Genomic DNA, 21,946 nt, shown 5'->3' with positions numbered 1-21,946 from the left:
GCCCGGGTATGACGGCGGAGTGCGGGCGACTATCCCCGCAAGATCGCCAGGGCCAGCGCCTGTGCGCGCGGCACGATGCTGTCGAGCTCGAGATATTCCTCCGGCGTGTGCGCGAGCCCGCCGACGGGGCCGAGCCCGCAGATGGTCGGCGTCCCGACCGCGGCGGTGAAGCCGGAATCGGCGCAGCCGCCGGAGAACTCGCCCTGGAGCGTGGTGAGGCCGGCCTGCCTTGCGGCGGCCTGATAGTTCTCGAACAGCGCCCTTGAATCGGCGCTCTGTACCACCGGCACGAACTCGCCTTTGACCGTCAGCGTCGCGCTGGTGCCAGGAACGTAGGACGTCGCGATGATGGTCTCGATCGCAGCCATCACCCTCGCGCGGTCCGCCGGATCGACGTAGCGCAGGTCGATCTGTCCTTCGGCGTAAGGCGCCGTCGTGTTGACGGACTGCCCGCCCGAGACGAGGCCGACATTGAGCGTGATGCCCTTGTCGAGATCAGTCAGCGCGTGGATATGGACGATCTTGTGCGCGAGCTCGCCGATCGCGCTGACGCCGGCGACGAAATTGGCGCCGGAATGCGCGGCTTTGCCGGTGATAGCGACATGCATGAAGATGCCGCCCTTGCGCCCCGTGACGATATTGCCGGTCGGGCGGCCCGGCTCGGAATTGAACACGGCGCGCGCGGCGCGTCCTTCGCGTTCGATCACCGGCCGTGAGGAGGGCGAGCCGATCTCCTCGTCCGAGGTGATCAGCAGCTTGATCGGGTGCGGGTTGCCGCCGAATTTGTGGAAGGCGGTTACCACGAAGATGTTCATGACGACGCCGGACTTCATGTCGGCGACACCCGGACCATAGGCGCGCTTGTCTTGAATCGTGAACGGGCGCCGGGCGGCCTCGCCCTTGCCGAACACGGTGTCGCGATGTCCCATCAACAGCACCGGCTTCTCGTTGCTGCCGGGCTTTGCCACTTCGGCGTGGATCGCATCGCCGAAAGTACCGTGGCTTTCGCGCCGGAACGGAATGCCGTGCTCGGCGAAATGCCGCTCGAACCGCGCCCCGACCGCATCGACGCCTTCCTTGTCATAGGATCCGGAATCGATGTTCACGACATCGCGTAGCAGGTCGATCATCGCTTGCCGCTGCGTCGCCAGCCAGTCCGTGATTTGAGCTTCAGACATGTTTATCCTCGCGTGGTTCTCACGCGGGTTTATAGGGCCTTGCGGGGGCTTGACCTAGTCGCCGGATGCGGTGCGGCCATGTCGCGGTTTAAGGCGGGATATCTCTCCACTTTCGCCGGGACGACACTGGGGCGTGGCGCGCGGTGACGTTCTATCTCAAACAAAAATGCCCGGGACTAGGCCCGGGCATTCGCATTCTCTCAATCGGCGTGGATCTTACGCCCCCACCATCGGCATGCGCGGATATTCACCCGGCGTGCCGGCGGGGGTGATCGGAATGCCGCCGTCGGAATATTCGTTGAGCTTGTTGCGCAGCGTGCGGATCGAGATGCCCAGGATGTTGGCGGCATGGGTCCGGTTGCCGAGGCAGTGCTTCAGCGTTTCCAGGATCAGGTCGCGCTCGACATCGGCGACGGTGCGGCCGACCAGTGCCCGCGTCACCTGCTCGGCGGCCATGGTGGCGTGCGCCACGGCCGGCACGGTCTTGGCGAGGTCGAGGCGGTCGCCGTCGGGCGTGAGGATCGCATCGGCGCCGATCTCGTCGCCCTGCGCCATCAGGACTGACCGGTGCATGGTGTTTTCGAGTTCGCGGACGTTGCCCTGCCAGCGGTTGGTGGAAAGCACGCGTCGCGCTTCCGCCGAGATCGGGCGCACCGGCACGCCGTTGGCTTCGGCGTATTTCTTCACGAAGTGCTGGGCGAGTTCGAGAATGTCGGCGGGACGCTCACGCAGGGGAGGAATCTTCAGATTCACGACGTTGAGCCGGAACAAGAGGTCCTCGCGGAACGTGCCTTCGCGCACCGCGTCCACCAGGTTGCGGTTCGAGGTCGCGATGATGCGGATGTCCACGGGGACGGGCTTGGTGCCGCCGACACGGTCGATCACGCGCTCCTGGATGGCGCGGAGCAGTTTCGATTGCAGGCGGACGTCCATCTCCGAGATTTCGTCGAGCAGCAGCGTGCCGCCGGTTGCCTCCTCGAACTTGCCGATGCGGCGGGCGATCGCGCCGGTGAAGGCGCCCTTCTCGTGGCCGAACAGCTCGGACTCCAGCAGATGCTCGGGGATCGCGGCGCAGTTGATCGAGATGAACGGGCGCTTGGCGCGGGCCGAGCGGGTGTGGACGTAGCGCGCCAGCACTTCCTTGCCTGTCCCGGATTCGCCGGTGATCATCACAGATGCGTCCGAGCCCGCGATCTGCTGCGCGAGCTTGATCACCTTGGCCATCGCCTCGTCGCGATAGACCAACTCGCGGGAATCGTTGGCGACCGCGGCCAGCACCGCCGCGATCAGTTCGGGGTCCGGCGGCAGCGGGATGTATTCCTTGGCGCCGGCACGGATCGCGGCGACCGCGGCCCGGGCGTCGTTGGTGATGCCGCAGGCGACGATCGGAGCGTGGATGTGCTCGGCCTCGAGCCGCATCACGAGATCGCGGATGTCGAGGGCGACGTCGACCAGCAGGAGGTCGGCGCCCTTGCCGCCCCGCAGCACGCGCATCGCCTGATCGTGATCCTCGGCGTGGGTCACGGTGGCGCCGTTATCCATCGCGATCTTGGTGGCGGTGGTGAGCTGGCCCTTCAATGTGCCAACGATGAGAAGCCGCATGTCAGTCTCCTGTCCGTCTGGTCGCGCTGCCGCGCGTCATCGCTCTAGGCGCGTTCAGTCTTGATGATTTCGGTCATGGTCACGCCGAGCTTGTCCTCGACCAGGACGACTTCGCCGCGGGCGACCAGCTTGTTGTTGACGTAGATGTCGATGGCCTCGCCGACGCGCCGGTCGAGCTCGAGCACGGTCCCGGGTCCGAGCTTCAACAGCTCGCTGACGTCCATCTTCGAGCGGCCGAGCACAGCCGAAACCTGCACCGGCACGTCGAATACGGCCTCGAGATCGGCGGCGGCGCGCGTCGCATATTCGTCCTCGTTGTAGCCGACGTCGGTGCCGGCAGGCGGCATCGGGCCGTTGAGATCGGGCAGCGGGACCTGTCCGTCAGTGTCGCTCATGGTTTAGCTCCCCTTGCGGGACGCTACATAGCGTCCCACCATTTCGTCGATCTTGGCCGCGATGGCGGCGCGCTCCAGCACGACGCCACCATCGGCCCATTCGATCCGGCAGTCGCCGGTGGCAATCTCGGGCTCTGCCAGAATCACCAGTCGGCCTTCGAAGCCGTTCTGCCTGGCCAGCCGCTCGATGTTCTCGCGCGCGGAATCGTAGAGCGCGTCGTTGATGCGGACGACGAGATGCGGCGTCGCGACCAGATGCGAGAAGCAGTCCTTGACCAGCGCGATGATCTCGCCGAGCGGCTCGGCGGCGACCAGATCGGCGCACAGCTTGCGCGCGACCGCGACCGCGACGTCGACCGCCTCTGTCTCCATCTTGGACTCGATGTTGCCGATGCCCGAGGCGATGCCGCGGATGGCGATGTTGATCTCTTCCATGGCGAGCGCGACACGGCGGTCACTCTCGGCCTTGGCCTCGCGCTGGCCGGCGGCGAAGCCGTCCTGATAGGCGCGCGCCTCGGCTTCCGCGACCTTCTGGGCGATCTCGGCCGCGGTTGCGGCCTTCTCGCGCGTCCGGTCGGGCGCGGCAAAGTCGTTGTCGAACAGGAATTTTGCCGGGGCGGCCATCAATACACCAGCTCGTCGTCGGCGCGGTTCTTGGTCAGCATGATCTCGCCCTTGGCGGCGAGATCCTTGGCGAGGTTGACCAGCAGCGCCTGGGCCTCGTCGACGTCGCGCAGGCGGACCGGGCCCATCGCCGCCATGTCGTCCTGGAGCATTTTTGCCGCACGCGAGGACATGTTGCCGAAGAAGAAGTTGCGGACGTCCTCGTTGGCGCTCTTGAGCGCGACGCCGAGCTTGTCCTTGTCGACGTTGCGCATCAGGGTCTGGGCGGAGCCGGAATCGAGCTTCACGAGGTCGTCGAAGGTGAACATCAGCGCCTTGATGCGCTCAGCCGATTCGCGGTTGTCCTCTTCCAGCGAGGTGATGAAACGGGTTTCGGTCTGGCGGTCGAAATTGTTGAAGATTTCCGCCATCACCTCGTGGGCGTCGCGTCGGCGGGTCTGTGACAAATTGGACATGAATTCAGTGCGCAGCGTCTTCTCCACGCTCTCGATCACCTCCTTCTGCACCGCCTCCATCTTCAGCATGCGGTTGACGACGTCGAGCGCCAGATCCTCCGGGAAGATGCCGAGCACGCGCGCGGCGTGTTCCGGCTTCAGCTTCGACAGCACGACCGCGATGGTCTGCGGATATTCGTTCTTGAGATAGTTGGCGAGCACCTCTTCCTGCACGTTGGAGAGCTTCTCCCACATGTTGCGGCCGGCGGGGCCGCGGATTTCGTCCATGATGCCGTTGACGCGCTCGGGGGCCAGGTATTGCTGGAGCAGCCGTTCGGTGGCGTCGAAATTGCCCATCAGCGCGCCGGAGGCCGACATCCGCGAGACGAATTCGAGCAGCATGTCCTCCACGGTGTCGACCTCGACAGTGCCGAGCGTCGACATTTCCAGGGAGAGCTGGCGCACCTCGTCGTCGTCGAGCAGCGACCAGATCTTGCCGCCATATTGCTCGCCGAGCGCCAGCATCAGGATCGCGGCGCGCTTCGGCCCCGCCACCGCTTCGGTCTTCGCGCCTCCGCGGCTGCCGGCACGCTGACCGAGCGTGGAGATCACGCTGGTGATGTCGTTGGAATTGGCGTTTTGCAGGGCGGCGGCCATATCAGATCACTTCTCGATTATTTCGTGGGTTCGGTCAGCCATTGGCGGATGATGGCGACGGTCTCGTTGGGATTGCGCTCGGCGAGTTCGCCGACGCGATGGACGGATTGGGCATGGACCTGGCCCTGGACCGTGGCGACGTCGATCGCGCTCGCGGCGCCGCTCGGCAAGAGCGCCTGGCTGGCAGGCGTGGCCTCGTCGCTCGCCGGACCGGTGAGGGCGCCGGAGATGGCGGCTGCGACTTCGTCGGATGCCAGGATGCGCTTGACCAGCGGCCGGACCACCAGGAACAGCACGACCAGGCCGAGCAGCATCATCACGCCGAGCTCGACGAAGTACATGACGTCGTCCTTGGTGAACTGGAGCATGCCGAGCAAGCCGCTCGGCTCGGCGATCGGGGGGGTGGAGGGGGCATCGGCAAAGCGCAGATTGACCACCTCGACCTGGTCGCCGCGCTTCTGGTCGAAGCCGATCGCCGAGCGCACCAGCGTGGCGATGCGGTCGAGCTGCTCCTTGGTGCGGTCCTGGTAGGCCAGATCGCCCTTCTCGTTCTTGGAGTAGATGCCGTCGACCAGCACCGCGACCGAGATGCGGTTGACCCGGCCGGCCTCGGTCACTTCGGTCTTGGTGGTGCGGGAGATCTCGTAATTGTTGGTCTCTTCGCTCTTCTTGCTCTGGTCCTTGGCCGCGACGCCGCCGTTCTGCTGGTTGCCCGGCAACTCGTTGTTGACGGTGACCTGGCCGTTGTTGTCGGCGGTCATGCTCTGCTCTTCGCGGGTCTGGCTCGAGCGCAGCACGCGGCCTTCGGGATCGTACTTGTCCGAGGTCTGGGTGACCTTGTTGAAGTCGAAATCGGCGGAGAGCTGGACCCGGGCGCGTCCCGTGCCCACCACGGAGGAGACGATGTCCTCGACCTGCTTGCGCATCCGCTTCTCGAAGGCGGTGCGGCGCTCGTCGCCGATCTGCTGGTCCGGATCGGTCTGGGCGCCGTCGGCGAGCAGCTGCCCGGTCTCGTCGACGATCGAGACCCGCTGCGGCTTCAGCCCGTTCACGGCCGAGGCGACGAGGTGGCGGATGGCGCGGATCTGCTGGGCTTCCAGCGCGCCGCGGACCCGCACCACGATCGAGGCCGACGGCTCCGGCGCCTCGCGCGAGAACAGCGGGCGCTCGGGCAGCACCAAATGGACGCGGGCGGCCTGGATGCGGTCGATGGCGCGGATGGTGCGGGCGAGCTCGCCTTCCAGCGCGCGGAGATGGTTGATGTTCTGGACGAAAGAGGTGGTGCCGAGCGCATCCGACTTGTCGAACACCTCGTAGCCGACGCCGCCGCCCTTGGGCAGGCCGCCCTGGGCGAGCTTCATCCGCAGCCGGGTGACCTTGTCCTTGGGCACCATGATGATGGTGCCCTCGTTGCGCAGCTCGAACTGGATGCCCTGGCGCTCCAGGTCCTTGATGATGCCCGAGGAGTCCTCGACGCTCAGGTCGGTGAACAGCGTCGTCATCTGCGGCGTGGTGACGCGCATGATGACGAACGCGAAAAAGCCGACGAGCGCGGCGGTGACCGCGATCATCGCCCCGAACCGGGCGGCTCCGATACCCTTCAGAAAGTCCGCAAGACCTTGCAAGCAACCGCCCCGACAGATTCGGCTGCTTTCACAGGAAAGGCCGACTGGGCAATTATTGCCTAGGTGATGGTTTCGATATGGTTAACGAAGGTTAAGAGCTGCGACAAAAGTCGCGCCAAAACGAAGCATGAAAAAAATCGGCCTCGCAAGGCGAGGCCGATTTTCGTCAAAAGCCGCAGATTTCCGGATTGCCTACTGGCGATATTGTTGGATACGGGTGGTGCGAAGTCCCGCCAGACCATGCTGGTCGATCGAAAACTGCCAGGAGAGGAATTCGTCAACCGTCAGCGTATAACGGCTGCAGGCCTCCTCGAGGGAGAGAAGACCGCCGCGGACTGCGGCGACGACCTCGGCCTTGCGGCGGATGACCCAGCGTTTGGTGCCGGGTGCAGGCAGATCCGCAATCGTCAACGGACTACCGTCCGGCCCGATGACGTATTTTACCCTCGGGCGATGGGGTTCTGTCATGGCGTACTCACAAACTCTCAACCACTGAACTCACTCAGGAACCGTACGCGCGCCGGCTTAAAAATCCGCTAAGCCTAAGGCTTCAATACAATTCTCGTTGAAAATGGCTGGAACGCAGCCGACTCGGCCGGCGGGACGGTACGTCCAGGCGGGCCGAGGGGGTGTTCGTAAATACTTTACTAACAAACGAGGCCTGCGCGGGGTGTCGCAGAGCCTCAATTGTCGTCCTGGCGAACGCCAGGACCCATTACCCCAGGGAGGAGTCGCTACAACGACTCGGGGTTACTTCGTCGAACCAAACGACTTCGGTGGTTTCGCCAGGACGACACCGAATATCCAGCGGCATTCCGCCTTTAATTACTCGTCGTCGCGATGATGCTCTTGACCTGGCTCAGCGTGTAGCTGGCGCCGTCGATGGTCAGCAGCGGCGGCGACTGGGTCAGGTCGACGGACGACACCGTGCCCTGCACCTGCGCGGCGATGCCGACATTGTTGTTGGCGACGTCCTTGCCCGTGGCCGAGATCGTGTACTTGCCGTCGGGCCATTGCGTGCCGTCATTGCCCTGGCCGTTCCAGGTGAATGGAACGTCGGTGCCGGCGCCGGCGGTGTATTTGCCGGTGAACACGGTCTGGCCGCTGGCATTGGCGATGGTGATGTCGACGGTGGCGTCGCTCGGCACGTTGAGATGCCAGGTCGCCGACGAATTCGTCATGGTCCCGGTGGTGCCGTCGACCAGGGCGGTCTTGCCGACGAAGCCCAGCGCCTGGGTCGCCTGCGTGGTCTGCTGCAGCGTGACGAGCTGGGACAGCGAGTCGTTGGTCTTGAGCTGCTGCTCGACGCCGGCGAACTGCACCAGCTGCTGGGTGAACTGGTTGGTGTCGAGCGGATCGAGCGGGTTCTGGTTCTGCAGTTGCGTCGTCAGCAGCGTCAGGAAGGTCTGGAAATTGCCGGCGAGCGTCGCGCCGGTGGTCGAGCCCAGGCTCGGGTTCGACGAGGATTTCGGCAGGTCGGTCGTGCCCGAGACGACGGATGGGGCGGTGGCGGCATTCGTGGTGGTCATGATCGAATACTCCTCACACTCTGATGTCGACGCCGCTGCTCGATCCGAGCATGCGGCCGTAGCTGCGCCCGACCGGGGCCGCGGGAACTGCGTCCTCGTCGCTGACGATCAGCCGGCGGGCATTGCCGCCATTGTCGTTGTTCTGGCCGGAGTTCTGGCCCGATGAATTCTGGTCGCGCAGGCTGAAGGACAGCCCGTTGCTGCCGGTCTTGAGGCCGGCATCGTCGAGCGCGCGCTGCAATTGCGGCGCGTCCTGCCGCAGCATCTGCAGCGTCTCCGGCTTCTCGACGGTGAGATGCGAGGTGACCTGTCCGTTGCGGTCGACATTGATGCGGACGTCGATGCGGCCGAGGTCGAGCGGATCGAGGCTGATGTCGAACCGGGTCTTGCCCGCGCGTGCGGCGGCGGCAATTTCGATCGGCACGCCTGTGATCGGAATGGCCGTATTGGTGGCTGCGGTCGCCGTGAGCGTCGCGGTCGATGCGGTCGCGGCCGAAGTCGTATTGGTCAGCGACGCCTGCACGGCCGAGGCCGCCTGCGCGCCGGTGTCGGTGGTGGAGACAGCGGCCTGCGTGCCCGCATGGGCATGCGGTGCTGCCGTCGCCGGTGCCGCATCGGCGGTGCGGTCGGAAGTCCCAGCCTTGGCGTCGGTCGCGTTCGCGTCGATCGGCGGCTTGTCGGCGTGCGGATGCGCCGCGTTGGCGGACGCTGCCGTCGCCGAGGTCTGCGCGGCGTTGGCCTTGCCGGTGTCCTGGCCGATATTGGAGACGTCGCTGGCGCCTTGCGCAGTGACTGCGGCCTTGAACGAGGTTTTTGGCGTGCCCTGGTCGACGGCGGCGATCAGGCCGCCATTGGTCTTGGCATCGGCCGCGGTCGAATCGGTGGTCCCGGTCGCGGCATCGGCCAGCACCGCCGAGGTGTCGGCATCGACCTTGGCGCTTGCGGTCTTGGCGCTCTTGTCGCCCGGCGTCGCGGTATCGGTCTTGGTGCCGGCGATCTGCGCTGCGATGGATGCGCTGGCGGCGATGCCGGCGGCGGCAATCGTCAGCGGCGAGGAGGCGGAGCCGGCGGCTTGGTTTGCAGCCGCGTTGGAATCGACCGGCACGGCGACCACGAGTGCATTCGGATCGGGTACGGCGGCCTGCGTCGCGTCGACTTGCGCGGCGGCGGCGGTATCGACGGCGGCGGCGAGGCCATCGATGCCGCCGGCCTTGTCCGCATTGGTCTCGTCGGATTTGTCCGCAGATTTGTCGGCCGATTTGGCGTCGGACGCCTCCGGCTTGTCCTTGGTCTTGCTATCAGCCTTGGCCGCATCAGCCGTCGAGTCGTTCTTGGCGTCGTTCTTGGCGTCGTTCTTGATGTCGTTTTTGGCGGACGCGGAATTGTCGGCGTCGTCGCTGGCCTTGCTCTGCGAGGACTGGTCGGTCGCCGAGCGATCGCGCGGGCTCTTGTCCGAGGCGGAGGACGATGAATCGGTTCGGCGCGGGGAGTCCTGCAGGGAGGACGCCGCGCTATCGCTGATCGCCTGGGTGTTGCTGTCCACCAGCGAGCCAAAGGAGTCGTTGGACGTGTCTTTCGGCGCTTGCGACCGGGCAGGCTTTTGCTGCGCGCTTGGGACTTGCACGCTTGCCACGACATCTGACGTTCGACCGACCACAGGCAACCCCTTGGAAACATCTTCGCCATGAGAGGTAGCAAGGAGCGGGCCACCCTAGTGGGTAGGAATTTTATCCAATCAAATCAATGCGTTGACGAATTCGCGCCCCGCCGCGGAGCCTCCCAAAGCCCCGCCATTTCTGCCTCCCCGGCAAGAATTGCCGTAAACCTTGCGGGGTCCGTGATTGCTTCACCGGAAGGCCGCCTATATTAAAGAGACAGCTCTCAACCGCTTTCGACCGGGCAGGCCGCGCCCTTCGGGAACTCTCGGTTCCCGGGGATTGCCTTTGTCCCGCCGGAAGCACCCAGCGGATCGCCCAACGCCGCCGTCCACAACGCTTTAAGGCCCATGCTCAACAGTCTGGATCTCGAAGGCCGTCCTGAGGATACCAGGGTCGTCGTTGCCATGTCAGGCGGCGTCGATTCATCGACGACGGCTGCGCTTTTGAAGGCGGAAGGCTACGACGTTGTCGGCATCACGCTGCAGCTCTATGACCATGGTGCGGCGACCCATCGCAAGGGCGCGTGCTGCGCCGGCCAGGACATCCACGACGCCCGCGACGTCGCCGCCAAGCTCGGCATTCCCCATTACGTGCTCGACTACGAGGACCGCTTTCGCGAATCCGTCATCGACAATTTCGCCGACAGCTACGCGCTCGGCGAGACGCCGGTGCCGTGCATCGAGTGCAACCGCTCGGTCAAGTTCCGCGACCTCTTGAAGACCGCGCGCGAACTCGGCGCCACCGCGCTCGCCACCGGTCATTACGTCGCCTCGCGCCGCCGCGCCGACGGCTCGCGCGCGCTGGTGTGTGCCGCCGACGCCGATCGCGACCAGAGCTATTTCCTGTTCGCGACCACGCAGGAGCAGCTCGATTATCTGCGCTTTCCGCTCGGCGACATGACCAAGCCCGAGACGCGCGAGCTGGCGCGGCGCTTCGGTCTTGCGGTCGCCGACAAGCACGACAGCCAGGACATCTGCTTCGTGCCGACCGGGCGCTACACCGACATCATCACCCGCCTGCGGCCGAACGCGATGGACCCCGGCGACATCGTCGATCTCGACGGCCGCGTGCTCGGCCGTCACAACGGCATCGCCAATTTCACCATCGGCCAGCGCCGCGGCCTCGGCATCGCAGCCGCCGCGCCGCTGTTCGTGGTGCGGCTGGAAGCCGCCAACCGCCGCGTCGTCGTCGGCCCGCGCGAGGCGCTGAAGATGCACCGCATCGTGTTGCGCGACGTCAACTGGATCGGCGATGGCGACATCGACCGCGCCATCGGCAATGGCCTCGAAATGTTCGTGCGCGTGCGCTCGACCCGCGCGCCCCAGCCGGCGTGGCTGCGCGGCGCGAACGGCCATTACGAGGTCGAGCTCGTCGCCGGCGAAGAGGGCGTTTCGCCGGGACAGGCCTGCGTGTTCTACGACGCACCTGGCGGCCAGGCCCGCGTGCTCGGCGGCGGCTTCATTCAAAGCGCCGCCGCGAAGGCCGCAAGCAGCACGACGAGGCCGCTCGCAGAAGCGGTCCGCGGCTAAGCGCATGATCCGGAAAAGTGTGCAGCGGTTTTCCGAACAGATCATGCGCAATATAAGAATCTAGGCAGGGCAGGGGGCATGGCAGCAGACATCTCGCGGGCCGGGGTCGAGAAGGCCTATGGCCGCTGGGCGCCGGTCTATGATCTCGTGTTCGGCAAGGTGTTCGACGCCGGCCGGCAGTCGACCATCGCCGAGGCCGATCGCATCGGCGGCCGCATCCTCGACGTCGGCGTCGGCACCGGGCTGTCGCTCTCCGACTATGCGCGCACCACGAAGATCTGCGGGGTCGACATCTCCGAGCCGATGCTGCGCAAGGCGCAATCGCGCGTGCGCGCGATGCGCTTGAGCAATGTCGAAGTACTCTCGGTGATGGACGCGAAGAACCTCGCCTTCCCCGAAAACTTCTTCGACGCGGTGGTCGCACAATACGTCATCACCGCGGTGCCCGATCCCGAAGGCACGCTCGACGAGTTCATGCGCGTCTTGAAGCCCGGCGGCGAGCTGATCCTGGTCAACCACATCGGGGCCGAAAAAGGTTTGCGCAAACTCTCCGAGCTCGCGTTTGCGCCGCTGGCCCGCCGCCTCGGCTGGCGCCCGGAATTTCCATGGCAGCGCCTGGTCGACTGGGCCGCAAAACACGGCGGCGTGACGCTGGCCGAGCGCCGCCCGATGCCGCCGATGGGCCACTTTTCGCTGATCCGCTACCTCAAATCGTGATCGGGGGTGCGGAACACGCGGGCTGACCCGCGCGTTTCCCTCCCATGCGCACGACATCAAACATCATTCTGGCCAGCCTCCTGATCGCCGCCTCCGGCAGCGCGATCGCGCAGGCTCCGCCCGCCCCGGCGACGCCGCCGCAAGCGACCGCGCCGCCATCCCCGCAGCATGCGACCAATTGCACGCCGCAGGACCGCCCGAACCGCTCGGCCGACGGCACCACCACCGGCCAGTCCCGGGAACCGCTCGGCGACAAATTGGCAAAATCGGACGGCGTGCTCTGCCCGCCCTCCGGCGTCGATCCCGAGATGCACGCCCCGGCGCCCAGCACGAACGGCGCCATGCCCGTCATCCCGCCCCCCGGCAGCCCCGGCGGCGACCCGACGGTGCGGCCGAAGTAGCTTATCGCGCCGAAGCCTTGGCGTAGGCGGAGCCTGTTTCGCATCCCAATCTCGTCGTCATGCCCGGGCTTGTCCCGGGCATTCACGTTGTTGGACCGCCCGCAAGGTCGTGGATGGGCGGGAAAAGGTCGTGGATGGCCGGGACGAGCCCGGCCATGACGAATGTGGCCCGAGATTTGGCCCCAAAACACACCCATCCATTCCTGCCCGCGGATTTGTCCCGCCGACTTGTCCGCCGAAGCCTTGGCAGAGGCGGAAGCTTTAGCCAAAGCGGAAGCAAACTCGGATTGACAGCCCGCCGCCCCCTTCCTTATATGCCGCGCGTTCGCGAGATCGGCTTGTTTCGGCCCTCGCGACCCTGTGGCGGGGTAGCTCAGCTGGTTAGAGCACGGGAATCATAATCCTGGGGTCGGGGGTTCGAGTCCCTCTCCCGCTACCAATTCCAGCGTAACCCCTTGATTTCCCAGATTTTGGCCGATTGATGTTTCGCCTCGAGGGATATCTCATTGATACATCCGGAACCGCCGTTGATCAATTCTCTCGTCGCCGATCAGACCTAACCATTCGCGGCTCCCTGCGACGAGCAGAGAACTTGGTTGAGGCCTTGCGGAAAGTGCGGACTATCGGGGGTCCGAATCCCTCCCTCTCCGCCAGTTTCTAAACCCGCTCCGCCAGTTTTCACCTTCAAAAACCCCTGAAAAACAGCGTCTCCGGCTTGCGAGAGTGTGCAAGTGTGTGCGGCGGCCTCCGCCTCGAGGTCGACGCTCCGTTTGGCGTCGCGGACGGCGCGACGGGCCCTCATCAGCCGACCGACGAGATCGGTCCGCTCCGCTTCATCGAGCCCGGGTTTCGCCATCCGCCACAGCCTGCCGCGGACGACGAAGTAGCGACCGTCCGGCGTCACCGGATGCTGCACGGTCCGTCAGGCCGACTTCCGCTGCGACCGGGCCGCCGACTTCTTCGCCGCGGCCTCCTTGGCCGGCTTCTTGCCGACGATCGGCATCAGCATCTCCTTCTGGCCGGGCGTCGCCTTCTTCGCCTTCTTGGCCGGCTTTTTCGAAGATTCCGGCGGGGCCGCGCCACCGCCGATGCTCTTGCGCAGCGCGTCCATCAGATCCACGACGTTCTCGCCCCGCGGACGCTCCTTCGCGACGATGGGTTTGCCGGCGCGCTTCTGGTTGATCAGATCGATCAGGGCGGTTTCGTACTGGTCCTCGAACTTGTCCGGCTCGAAGTGCCCCGCCTTCTGGTTCACGATGTGCCTGGCGAGCTCAAGCATGTCCTTGGTGACCTTCACGTCCTGTATGTCGTCGAAGTATTCCGCGGCATCGCGCACTTCATAGGGATAGCGCAGCAGCGTTCCCATCAGGCCCTTGTCGAAGGGTTCGAGCGCGATGATATGCTCGCGATTAGTCAGCACGACACGCCCGATCGCTATCTTGTTCATCTCCCGGATGGTCTCGCGGATGACGGCGAAGGCGTCGTGTCCCACCTTGCCGTCCGGACGCAGATAGTAGGGGCGGATCAGGTAGCGCGGATCGATCTCGCTGCGGTCGACGAATTCGTCGATTTCGATGGTCCTGGTCGATTCCAGCGCCACATTCTCGAGTTCGTCCTTCGTCACCTCGATGAAGGTGTCGGTGTCGACCTTGTAGCCCTTGACGATGTCCTCGTTGGCGACTTCCTCGCCGGTGTCGGCGTCGACCTTGGCGTATTTGATGCGATGGCCGGTCTTACGATTGAGTTGATTGAACGAGACCTTTTCGGATTCCGACGTGGCCGGATAAAGCGCGACGGGACAGTTGACGAGCGAAAGGCGCAGGAAGCCTTTCCAGTTAGCGCGGGGGGCCATGGTACGCGGTACTCCGAAGCGCGAGGGCGGGTCGGACTCAAGACGAACGGGGGAGCTTGGTTCCGACACCGGACAGCCGTCCCCGGGACCATTTTTCGGTGTCCAACCATCGGCGGACTCGACTATATGTTCATGATATGTTCTATTCGCGGCATGTATCGACCCGCAAGCTGGCGCATGCCGAACCCGAAGCAGATGGAGAAGCTCGCCGCTGCCGTCGGCAGGCAGCCCTGTAGGGTGCGGTCGCCTGGCCCGGCCGACCCGATGCCTCCCGAATACTGGGAATCCGTCTTGCGCGACCCGCGGGCCGACGCCAGTCCCATGCCGCCGGGCCCTGCGATCCAGACGCTGCGGCTGTCCGAAATTCCCCAACATGTCTTACGGGTGGAGTGCTCCCGCTGCGGCCGCACGGTCGAGATCCAGAAGGCCGACGCGGTCCGCCTGTACGGACCGGCAGCGGTCTGGAAGGCCGTCGGCGAGCGGCTGCTGGACGACACCTGCCAGCAGCGGACGGGCCGTCACGAAGAGGACGGCTGCTGGCCGGTGTTCGAATGAATGCGGTCGCGACAAAGCGCTGGGGATATCGAGACGGCGACCTCCGGTTGTCTCCGATAACCCAATAACGATTTCCGCGACGCGGTAGACTTCGCTGATTCGACCGGAGTGAGTTGTAACTATGGGCGCCTACCGTTTCGTGCATTCAGCCGACGTCCATCTCGATTCGCCGTTGCGTTCGCTCGCGCTGCGCGATCCGCGACTGGCGGAATTCGTCGGCAACGCCAGCCGGCAGGTTTTTTCGCGTATCGTCGACTTGTGCCTCGACGAGCAGGTGAACGCACTGCTCCTGGCCGGCGACCTCTATGACGGCGAGCAGGCTTCGATGAAGACTGCGCGCTTTCTCGCTGAGCAGCTCCGCCGCCTAGATGCGGCAGGCATCAAGGTCTTCGTCATCCGGGGCAACCACGACGCTCTGTCCAAGATAACGAAGGAACTCGTCTTTCCCGAAAACGTCCATTTGTTCGGCGGCCGGGCCGACGCCGTCGAGATCCCTCGGGATCGCGGAGAGAGACCCATCGCGATCCATGGACTCAGCTTCACCAGGCCGCAGGCCCCGGAAAGCCTTCTCGCCAAGTACCGGCCGCCCGTCGCCGGCGCCATCAACATCGGACTCATGCACACCAGTCTGGACGGTTCGCCGCCTCATGACGTCTACGCGCCGTGCAGCACGGCGGAACTCCTCGGCTCGGGCTTCCGGTATTGGGCGTTGGGGCACATCCACAAGCGCTCGACGACTGAGGGCCCCTGCACCGTTGTGATGCCGGGCATTCCGCAAGGGCGCGACGTCGGCGAGCAGGGTCCCAAATCAGTGACGTTAGCCAGTGTACTGGACGACGGGTCCGTCACTCTCGACGAGCGTATCGTCGGGCTGGCGCAATTCGAACGCGTTGCCGTCGACGCCTCGGGGGCGACGTCGTGGTCCGACTTGGCCGCTCGGCTCGATAAGGCGCTTGGAGACGCAGCCGGCAGATCTGCATCCGATCATCTCGTCGCGCGACTTGCTGTTTCCGGAGCGACATCCATGGCCTGGAGCATCCGGCGTGATGCCGATCTCCTACGCACCGAAGCCGAGGCCCGGGCGGAAGCGATAGGCAACGTGTGGATCGAGAAGATCGATACCGATTGCCGCCGGCCGGTAGTCGATTCGGCGGAGAGCGCGGACCCCGTCGAAAAGCTGCGAAGGACAATGAGCGACGAAATCGTCGGCTCCGAGGCCTTCCGATCCGAAGCGGACGGTATCGTCAGCGACCTTCTCGCGCAGTTGCCTCCAGAATGTCGACGGAGCCTGGCTCCGGACGACACCGGCCTCGACCTGCTCGTCGGCCGACTCGCCAGCGAGGGATCGGAGGAGGTGCTGGCGCGTCTCGCCGCAGGCAGCTCGCAGGAGGTGCGCTGATGCGCTTTCGAAAGCTCGGGCTTCGACGCTACGGCAAGTTCACCGATGCGGTCATCGATTTCGGAGAGCGCCCGGTCGGCGCGCCCGACCTGCACATCGTCTACGGACCCAACGAGGCTGGTAAATCCACCGCTCTGTCAGCGTGCATGGACCTGTTTTACGGCATCCACAATCAGAGCCGGTTCAACTTTCTGCACCCTTATCCGACAATGCGGATCGAAGCCGACCTCGAGATCCTCGGGACCGTCCGTAGCTTTTCCCGGCTCAAGCTGCCGCACAACAGCCTGCTGGACGATGCCGGCAATCCCGCCGCCGACGCCGTGCTGCTCGGAGAACTCGGAGGTCTCGACCGCAACGCGTACCTCTGCGTAGCGAACACCATCTTGGCCAGCGGACTTTGTCCGCGCAAACAGGCCGGACATCTGATAGCAAGCGATCAGGTCAAAAGTCTGCTACCATCCTGACAAGTGGGGGCCGTCCACATCCCACCAACCAGGCGGCAATCCGACGAGACCTCCTAGCGACGAGCAATTCACGATGGCTCCGCTTCCCTGTGTCCGCATTTGCTGCAATTCGTGCTTCATGCAGGCCCAGACACCGCGCAGATTGACGAACGTGGAGAGCGAGGTCGGATAGCGGCGCCGCAGTCCGGACCCGGCAGCGAGCGGCCCAACCGATGCCGCCAGAGCTCAGTTTGGGGGTTGAATCACGAGCGTCTAGCCATGGGAAGACCAGCAACTACTCAAACTCATGCGCCGGTTTCGCGCCGGGCAATTACGCCGCTGGCGCGCCTTAGCATTTCTGATAGCTTGGTCAAAAGTGCATTTGCCAAGCTTCGCTACTCTTGAATGGGGGCTGACATGTGGATGCGCCACATACGGACGGTGCCGATCTCGGCCGCAGTTCTGCTGCTCTTGTCGGCCTGCCATTCACCTGGATTTGCTTTCAGCAGTCAGGGAAGTCAAGACTCTGCGTGGAGCTCGGAACGTATCGATCGCCTGCCGCCTGAGGTTCGAACCGCCCTCACGCACATGTGCGGGAATGCGACGCAGGCCGCTCACTATTTTGCGACGTTCTTGGACAATTCCCGAGTGATAAAGCTGCACTTCGAATATCTGCATTGCGATGAGCGGGCACGGTATTGTAAGGGCACCAGTTGCCTGCGACAGGAGTACGTCTCGACGGGCGGGCACTACCGGCTCCAGCGAAGCTATTACGGCGGCGACAACTAACGAACATCGTGATGAAGTCATCTCGCGCGGATATTCTGGATCCCGGCGCTCCTGCGGGCGCTTCGGCCCCTCGTTAGGAAAGCTCAGTGATGGAAGTTGATCGGGACGACGTAAGTCTCGAGGTCGCCCGGTTTTTCGGACGGAAAACCAGGGAACGGGCTGGCGCGACGGAGGATCGCGAGGGCCTCCTGATCGAGCACAGTGTGGCCTGACGATCTCGTTACCTCGGCACGCGTCACTTCACCTTTGCGGTTCAGCGCGAAGCGGACAACGGCCGTGCCCGCCTCACCGCGTGCCGCCGCGGGATAACGCTTGAAGCGTTCCAGATGACCGGCAACAAGAGCATCATAGCGGTTCGAAGCGGCTTGCGCGAACTGGCCGACGCGCTCGCTTTTCGGCGGCGCGCGGGTTTCCGGAGCGGGCGGCGGCGCTTCAGGCTTGGGCTCCTCGACAGGTCTGGGTTCGGATTTCGGAAGCGTCACATCAGCCTGTTGCTGCGGGGGCGGCGCTTGTACTTGCTGCTCGAGCTTCTGCTCTTCGGTCTTGGGCGGCTCTTTTGGCGCCGCATCGGCCTGCTGCATGGCTGGCCCGATCGCGAGATCCTGGTTCTGAACCTCGGGTGAGGAGGCCTCCATCGGCGCGAGCGAGACCGCGATGGCTGGAATGATCGCCGGCTGGCGCGGCTGGCGCGCGTACCACAGCGTAATGGAGGCGACGATTGCCACATGCGCGGCCGCAACAATGATCGCAGCCAGGCTCCAGCGCGAAAGGCCGCGTCTGTCCGGCAGATGGAGCGCAAATACCGTCATGGCTTGTGCGCCGGCGATTCCAGACCGACCAGCGCCAGCTTGAGATAGCCGGCATCACGCAAGACGTTCATCACTCCCATTAATTCGCCGTAACTGAGCGCCTTGTCGGCGCGGATGAAGATCGTCTCATCCTTGTGCGCACCGGTCGCGGTGTCGAGCGTAGTCGCGAGCTCGTCGCGTGATGCGGCTGCATCCCCAACTGCAATCGTGCCATCCGACTTGATCGTCACGAACACCGGCTTGTCCGGCCGCGGCTGTTCGGGGGCCGTGCTGGCCGGCAGATTGACGCCGATGTCGACCGTTGCGAGCGGCGCCGCCACCATGAAGATGATCAGCAACACCAGGATCACGTCTATGAACGGCGTGACATTGATTTCGTGATGGATCTCGAGATCGTCGTTCGCGCGCGTGCCAAGTCGAACAGCCATGATCTACTCCGCCGCCCGGAACCGCATCGACGCTGGAGAACTCGCACTGCGGCTGATCATGAGAAGAAGCTGCGCCGAGGCGTCGCCGAGCAAGCCCTTGTAGCCGCTGATCACCCGCGCAAGATGGTTGTAGATGACGACGGCGGGGATCGCCGCGACGAGGCCAACCGCCGTAGTCAGCAGCGCCTCAGCAATGCCGGGCGCGACCACGGCGAGGTTGGTGGTATGGGCCTCGGAGATGCCGATGAATGAGTTCATGATCCCCCAAACGGTGCCGAATAGGCCGACGAAAGGCGCCGTCGCGCCGATGGTGCCCAAGATCCCGACGCCCCGCGAGACCTGCCGAGTCATTGCCGCCTCGACGCGTTCCAACCGCAACGCGACACGCTCCTTGAGACCATCGTCGACGATGAAGTCGGAAAGTTCGGCCTCGCGCGCTGTGGAAAGGACGAGCTGCGCCACAGCATCCCTTGCGCCGTCGCAGGCGCGAAGCGCCTCGGACAATTGCGGGCCGCTTTCCAGCATCCTTAGCCGTCGCCGCACGCTCCCGGCTGCCAAGCGCAGCTCGATGGTCTTGGCGAGCCAAATCGTCCAGGTCACGAGCGAAGCAAAGGCGAGCCCGATCATCACCGCCTTCACCACGACGTCGGCGTTCACAAACATGCCCCATGGCGATAGATTCCGCGGCAACAGCGGATTTGGGGCGTCACTCTGCGCCAGCGCAGCGGTCGACGTCGCGAGCAAGAGGACGACGGCGCTCGGGAGCGCGAGCAGGCGTGCCAGGCCTTGGGTTGCGGTCCGTGACTTGAGATCGGTGTGACGCATCTGATTCTCGTATCTGTTGAGGTTTCGCATCCGCCCCCGCTCAAAGCTTCTGCGAAATACCGAAGAAGAAGCCGCGGCGTGGCCCGAATTGCGGGGCGAACACGCCGATCCCGGATCCGTCTCGGATTCCGTAAATCGTGTCGAACACATTGACGATGTCGAAGCGCAAGGTTGTCGGCTTGGTGTTGTTGAACCATTTGAATTCATGCGAGACGCCGAAATTCACCTGCGAATACCAGGGAAGCGAGGAGGTGTTCGCGAAGCCGCTGCGCAGACCGCTGCCGTAAAGGACATCCATCGAAAGACGGGTGCCATTATCCCACTTGTACGATGCGCCCGCCGATCCCGAGACCCACTGCGAGTGATCGGTGTAGACATAATGACTCGCGATGTAGGCAAGCTCGTCGGCACCGAACAAGAACTGGTTCGACACGACGTTCGTCGCGATTTGTCGCGCATAAGCAATGTTGGCATAAGCGCGGAAATGCGTGTCCGTGTATTTCGCCGAGAGCTCTACGCCGTAATTGTCGCCCTTTTCGTAGTTGAACGCGGTCAGCACATAGGCAGCGCCGAACTGCCCATCATCCAGCAGGTCCCTGGCCATCTTGTAGTAGCCATCCACGCCGACTTCGAGGCCGGGTAAGAGCTTCTGCGTGACGCCAACGTCGAAATAGTGCGAACGCTCGGGACGAACCGGATCTGCGAGGTTCACCTCCGGCTGCTGCGTGGTGTTTTGCACCAGGCCAAGGTTGGTCGGTGCCGCCAGCACGAGCTGCGGCGGCGTGAAATACCGAGCATAACCGGCGTGGAACACCGTGCCGTCCCACGGGGTGTAGGTCATGCTGATGCGCGGGCTGATCTGGTTCGCATTGGCGTACTGCATCATCTGATCGAACCGCAACCCGTAGTTCAGTGTGAGCTGGTTCGTCACCTTCCATTCGTCGGCGATATAGGTTCCGAACAAAAAGCCGGTCTTGCTGCTTTGATCGAGCACATTGAAGGGCGCATCAACCGGAGCGCCTGTGTTGTCGACCGGCAGCAGAACCGATCCGTTGCTCACGAAGGCATTCTCAGCGCTGACTGTGAAGCCTGCGTGTAATGTATGAGCGTCTGAGAGGCGGTAACCCGCATCGGTTTGAATGCCATGAGTCAGGCTTCGACGGTACACGTCCGAGGCCACGCCGTTGAAGACGAGATCGCCGACGACGTCTGGCACGAAATGCACGCTGCTATAGCGGTTGAAATAAGATGTCTGCAGATCCAGCCCATTGCTGGAGTATTGGAGCGCCAGCACGTTGAACGAATTGAATTCACGCTGGTTCTCGTTGAGATTGGCGGAATTAAAGTCGGACACGCCAAAGGCCGTGAATTGAGGCGTCTGGCCGGGATTGTTCGGAATTTGGAAGCGACTGTTGGAGACACCACCCATGTAGACGATCCGCGTGGTGGGATCGACGACAGTGGAGAGATAGGCAAACCCTTTACCCTGGTCCGTATGATCGTGGATCGCGTTATTGGAGGGGATCGGATTTTCCAGGCCGAGATTGCTGCCGAAGTAGCGCCCGGAGACGAAATACTGAGTGCTGCCAACTGTACCACCCCACTCGGCGTAGGGCGAGATGGTCCCGTGGCTGCCGCCATAGATGCCGACCTTGCCGGTGTTGTCGAAGGCGCTCGACTTGGTCTGGATGTCGACGACGCCGGCGGTGCGCAGGCCGTATTGTGCCGGCAGCGCCCCGGTGATCAGCGCAAGATTGCCGACAATGCCCGTGTCGAGAATCTGGCCGAACGCACCGACGCCATCGGGCAACATGATGCCATTGATGCGGTATTGAACATTGGCGTGTTCGTTGCGGACGTGCAGATCACCGCCAGCCGCAGAGTCCTGACTCACCCCTGGTGCCTGCAACAGAACCCGATCAAGCGAGGTATTCTCGCCTTGCGGCAGGGCTTCGATGGCCTGCTGTGTCATCTGATAGGGGCTCGTGCCGGTTGGCGCCAAGATGGTCTGGCGAGCCGCATCGAAACGCTGGTTCTGCTCGGTGACCACCTGGGCCTGGGTCGGCGCAGGCGGCTGGGTCCTGACGACGACCTGCGGGGTCGGCGGCTTGGGTGACCGCCGCCGTTCCACCGGAGCGGCGACGCGCAGTTCCGGCAGAGGTTTGCCGGTCCCCGCCTGCTCAGCTGCAGCCGGGGTAGGCGTGGCACTCTGCTCCGGCGTCTCCTGCGGCGCAGGGGTAACAGCGGGAGCAGGGGTTCTGTCCGGCGCTTGCGGCTCGGCTGTGGCGGCTGGTTGAGGCGCGTTGCCCTGCGCCAACGCTGTCGCGCCGGTGAGGGCGAGCAAACCCACTGATGATGCCGAGACGAGCGCCTTGCGGCGCGATAACTTAAGCGAAAGACCCATGACGGGCGCCTGACCAAATCTGCGCTTGAGATGCTACAAATGCCGTGCGGCCGTTCCGAAAAGGAAAGAAGCTTTGCCATCGATGTGGCGAGG

General features: G+C 64.2%; 20 protein-coding genes, 1 tRNA gene and 1 pseudogene. 7 read left to right on the top strand and 15 right to left on the bottom strand.

All coding sequences use genetic code 11. The annotated features are described in order from the left end of the window. Positions 1 to 29 precede the first annotated feature (29 nt). The 9 genes from IVB19_RS31925 to IVB19_RS31885 form a co-directional block, all read right to left on the bottom strand. The gene (locus IVB19_RS31925; protein WP_247820728.1) at positions 30 to 1,178 is read right to left on the bottom strand and encodes a M20 family metallopeptidase; all 1,149 of its coding nucleotides are present in this window, start codon (positions 1,176 to 1,178) and stop codon (positions 30 to 32) included. A 216-nt stretch (positions 1,179 to 1,394) separates the two neighbouring features. After that, on the bottom strand, positions 1,395 to 2,780 hold the full coding sequence (gene flbD / locus IVB19_RS31920) for a sigma-54-dependent transcriptional regulator FlbD (RefSeq protein WP_247820727.1): 1,386 nt from the start codon (positions 2,778 to 2,780) through the stop codon (positions 1,395 to 1,397). A 44-nt stretch (positions 2,781 to 2,824) separates the two neighbouring features. Then, a complete protein-coding gene (gene fliN / locus IVB19_RS31915) occupies positions 2,825 to 3,175 on the bottom strand; it encodes a flagellar motor switch protein FliN (protein ID WP_007614079.1) in 351 nt (116 codons plus the stop codon). Positions 3,176 to 3,178: 3 nt separating this feature from the next. Beyond that, positions 3,179 to 3,799, bottom strand: coding sequence for a FliH/SctL family protein (locus IVB19_RS31910; protein ID WP_247820726.1), 621 nt, complete (start codon positions 3,797 to 3,799; stop codon positions 3,179 to 3,181). After that, positions 3,799 to 4,890: a flagellar motor switch protein FliG gene (fliG, locus tag IVB19_RS31905; RefSeq protein ID WP_018453886.1), complete on the bottom strand. Its 1,092-nt coding sequence runs from the start codon at positions 4,888 to 4,890 to the stop codon at positions 3,799 to 3,801. Before fliG ends, IVB19_RS31910 begins: the two co-directional genes overlap by 1 nt. Positions 4,891 to 4,907: 17 nt before the next feature. Then, positions 4,908 to 6,515 carry a flagellar basal-body MS-ring/collar protein FliF gene (gene fliF, locus IVB19_RS31900; RefSeq protein ID WP_247820725.1) on the bottom strand — a complete coding sequence of 536 codons (1,608 nt, stop codon included), beginning with the start codon at positions 6,513 to 6,515 and terminating at the stop codon, positions 4,908 to 4,910. A 192-nt stretch (positions 6,516 to 6,707) separates the two neighbouring features. After that, positions 6,708 to 6,983 (bottom strand): CtrA inhibitor SciP, encoded by a 276-nt coding sequence (gene sciP, locus IVB19_RS31895; RefSeq protein WP_002714638.1) that lies wholly within the window; start codon positions 6,981 to 6,983, stop codon positions 6,708 to 6,710. A 353-nt stretch (positions 6,984 to 7,336) separates the two neighbouring features. Then, positions 7,337 to 8,044, bottom strand: coding sequence for a flagellar hook assembly protein FlgD (locus IVB19_RS31890; protein WP_085349195.1), 708 nt, complete (start codon positions 8,042 to 8,044; stop codon positions 7,337 to 7,339). Between the two features lie 13 nt (positions 8,045 to 8,057). Continuing rightward, positions 8,058 to 9,701: a flagellar hook-length control protein FliK gene (locus tag IVB19_RS31885; protein WP_247820724.1), complete on the bottom strand. Its 1,644-nt coding sequence runs from the start codon at positions 9,699 to 9,701 to the stop codon at positions 8,058 to 8,060. Between the two features lie 348 nt (positions 9,702 to 10,049). Between IVB19_RS31885 and mnmA the strand changes: the two genes are divergently transcribed. From mnmA to IVB19_RS31865, 4 genes are all read left to right on the top strand, one after another. Continuing rightward, positions 10,050 to 11,231: a tRNA 2-thiouridine(34) synthase MnmA gene (mnmA, locus tag IVB19_RS31880; protein WP_027570436.1), complete on the top strand. Its 1,182-nt coding sequence runs from the start codon at positions 10,050 to 10,052 to the stop codon at positions 11,229 to 11,231. 78 nt (positions 11,232 to 11,309) lie between these two features. After that, positions 11,310 to 11,948 (top strand): class I SAM-dependent methyltransferase, encoded by a 639-nt coding sequence (locus tag IVB19_RS31875; protein WP_018453892.1) that lies wholly within the window; start codon positions 11,310 to 11,312, stop codon positions 11,946 to 11,948. A 44-nt stretch (positions 11,949 to 11,992) separates the two neighbouring features. After that, a complete protein-coding gene (locus tag IVB19_RS31870; protein ID WP_063994841.1) occupies positions 11,993 to 12,349 on the top strand; it encodes a hypothetical protein in 357 nt (118 codons plus the stop codon). Between the two features lie 362 nt (positions 12,350 to 12,711). Further along, a tRNA-Met gene (locus IVB19_RS31865) sits at positions 12,712 to 12,788 on the top strand. Positions 12,789 to 13,271: 483 nt separating this feature from the next. On the opposite strand, the gene ku is transcribed toward IVB19_RS31865, so the two are convergent. Further along, positions 13,272 to 14,201, bottom strand: coding sequence for a non-homologous end joining protein Ku (gene ku, locus IVB19_RS31860; protein WP_247820723.1), 930 nt, complete (start codon positions 14,199 to 14,201; stop codon positions 13,272 to 13,274). Between the two features lie 177 nt (positions 14,202 to 14,378). Here ku and IVB19_RS31855 point away from each other — a divergent pair, with 177 nt between their 5' ends. The 3 genes from IVB19_RS31855 to IVB19_RS31845 all read left to right on the top strand — a co-directional run bounded on the left by IVB19_RS31855 (position 14,379) and on the right by IVB19_RS31845 (position 16,619). Then, on the top strand, positions 14,379 to 14,756 hold the full coding sequence (locus IVB19_RS31855; protein WP_247820722.1) for a hypothetical protein: 378 nt from the start codon (positions 14,379 to 14,381) through the stop codon (positions 14,754 to 14,756). Positions 14,757 to 14,877: 121 nt separating this feature from the next. Next, positions 14,878 to 16,155 carry a metallophosphoesterase family protein gene (locus IVB19_RS31850; RefSeq protein WP_247820721.1) on the top strand — a complete coding sequence of 426 codons (1,278 nt, stop codon included), beginning with the start codon at positions 14,878 to 14,880 and terminating at the stop codon, positions 16,153 to 16,155. Further along, complete coding sequence (locus IVB19_RS31845) at positions 16,155 to 16,619, top strand: AAA family ATPase (RefSeq protein WP_247820720.1); 465 nt, start codon at positions 16,155 to 16,157, stop codon at positions 16,617 to 16,619. The genes IVB19_RS31850 and IVB19_RS31845 overlap by 1 nt, the downstream gene beginning before the upstream one ends. A gap of 33 nt (positions 16,620 to 16,652) precedes the next feature. Here IVB19_RS31845 and IVB19_RS31840 read toward each other — a convergent pair. The 5 genes and pseudogenes from IVB19_RS31840 to IVB19_RS31820 form a co-directional block, all read right to left on the bottom strand. Continuing rightward, positions 16,653 to 16,766, bottom strand: a pseudogene (locus IVB19_RS31840) (oxidoreductase); the annotation flags it as partial. Positions 16,767 to 17,470: 704 nt separating this feature from the next. Continuing rightward, the gene (locus IVB19_RS31835; protein ID WP_247820719.1) at positions 17,471 to 18,196 is read right to left on the bottom strand and encodes an energy transducer TonB; all 726 of its coding nucleotides are present in this window, start codon (positions 18,194 to 18,196) and stop codon (positions 17,471 to 17,473) included. Beyond that, entirely contained in the window at positions 18,193 to 18,624 is a 432-nt protein-coding gene (exbD, locus tag IVB19_RS31830; RefSeq protein ID WP_247368159.1) for a TonB system transport protein ExbD, read from the bottom strand. The genes IVB19_RS31835 and exbD overlap by 4 nt, the downstream gene beginning before the upstream one ends. 3 nt (positions 18,625 to 18,627) lie before the next feature. After that, positions 18,628 to 19,449 carry a tonB-system energizer ExbB gene (gene exbB / locus IVB19_RS31825; RefSeq protein ID WP_247820718.1) on the bottom strand — a complete coding sequence of 274 codons (822 nt, stop codon included), beginning with the start codon at positions 19,447 to 19,449 and terminating at the stop codon, positions 18,628 to 18,630. A gap of 40 nt (positions 19,450 to 19,489) precedes the next feature. Further along, complete coding sequence (locus IVB19_RS31820) at positions 19,490 to 21,853, bottom strand: TonB-dependent receptor domain-containing protein (protein WP_247820717.1); 2,364 nt, start codon at positions 21,851 to 21,853, stop codon at positions 19,490 to 19,492. Between the last annotated feature and the right edge of the window lie 93 nt (positions 21,854 to 21,946).

This window comes from Bradyrhizobium sp. 187, from assembly GCF_023101005.1.
GTDB lineage: Bacteria > Pseudomonadota > Alphaproteobacteria > Rhizobiales > Xanthobacteraceae > Bradyrhizobium > Bradyrhizobium canariense_D.
Note: the sequence above shows the minus strand (reverse complement) of the source record. Positions and strands in the feature narration are given on the sequence as shown.

Bases quoted from the DNA above. Each gene is read 5' to 3' on its own strand.
- flbD (WP_247820727.1), bottom strand. From the start codon at position 2,780: ATGCGGCTTCTCATCGTTGGCACATTGAAGGGCCAGCTCACCACCGCC.
- exbB (WP_247820718.1), bottom strand. From the start codon at position 19,449: ATGCGTCACACCGATCTCAAGTCACGGACCGCAACCCAAGGCCTGGCA.
- IVB19_RS31925 (WP_247820728.1), bottom strand. From the start codon at position 1,178: ATGTCTGAAGCTCAAATCACGGACTGGCTGGCGACGCAGCGGCAAGCG.
- mnmA (WP_027570436.1), top strand. From the start codon at position 10,050: ATGCTCAACAGTCTGGATCTCGAAGGCCGTCCTGAGGATACCAGGGTC.
- IVB19_RS31890 (WP_085349195.1), bottom strand. From the start codon at position 8,044: ATGACCACCACGAATGCCGCCACCGCCCCATCCGTCGTCTCGGGCACG.
- sciP (WP_002714638.1), bottom strand. From the start codon at position 6,983: ATGACAGAACCCCATCGCCCGAGGGTAAAATACGTCATCGGGCCGGAC.
- IVB19_RS31870 (WP_063994841.1), top strand. From the start codon at position 11,993: ATGCGCACGACATCAAACATCATTCTGGCCAGCCTCCTGATCGCCGCC.
- IVB19_RS31910 (WP_247820726.1), bottom strand. From the start codon at position 3,799: ATGGCCGCCCCGGCAAAATTCCTGTTCGACAACGACTTTGCCGCGCCC.
- IVB19_RS31820 (WP_247820717.1), bottom strand. From the start codon at position 21,853: ATGGGTCTTTCGCTTAAGTTATCGCGCCGCAAGGCGCTCGTCTCGGCA.
- ku (WP_247820723.1), bottom strand. From the start codon at position 14,201: ATGGCCCCCCGCGCTAACTGGAAAGGCTTCCTGCGCCTTTCGCTCGTC.
- IVB19_RS31835 (WP_247820719.1), bottom strand. From the start codon at position 18,196: ATGACGGTATTTGCGCTCCATCTGCCGGACAGACGCGGCCTTTCGCGC.
- IVB19_RS31855 (WP_247820722.1), top strand. From the start codon at position 14,379: ATGCCGAACCCGAAGCAGATGGAGAAGCTCGCCGCTGCCGTCGGCAGG.
- IVB19_RS31850 (WP_247820721.1), top strand. From the start codon at position 14,878: ATGGGCGCCTACCGTTTCGTGCATTCAGCCGACGTCCATCTCGATTCG.
- fliN (WP_007614079.1), bottom strand. From the start codon at position 3,175: ATGAGCGACACTGACGGACAGGTCCCGCTGCCCGATCTCAACGGCCCG.
- fliG (WP_018453886.1), bottom strand. From the start codon at position 4,890: ATGGCCGCCGCCCTGCAAAACGCCAATTCCAACGACATCACCAGCGTG.
- exbD (WP_247368159.1), bottom strand. From the start codon at position 18,624: ATGGCTGTTCGACTTGGCACGCGCGCGAACGACGATCTCGAGATCCAT.
- IVB19_RS31845 (WP_247820720.1), top strand. From the start codon at position 16,155: ATGCGCTTTCGAAAGCTCGGGCTTCGACGCTACGGCAAGTTCACCGAT.
- IVB19_RS31875 (WP_018453892.1), top strand. From the start codon at position 11,310: ATGGCAGCAGACATCTCGCGGGCCGGGGTCGAGAAGGCCTATGGCCGC.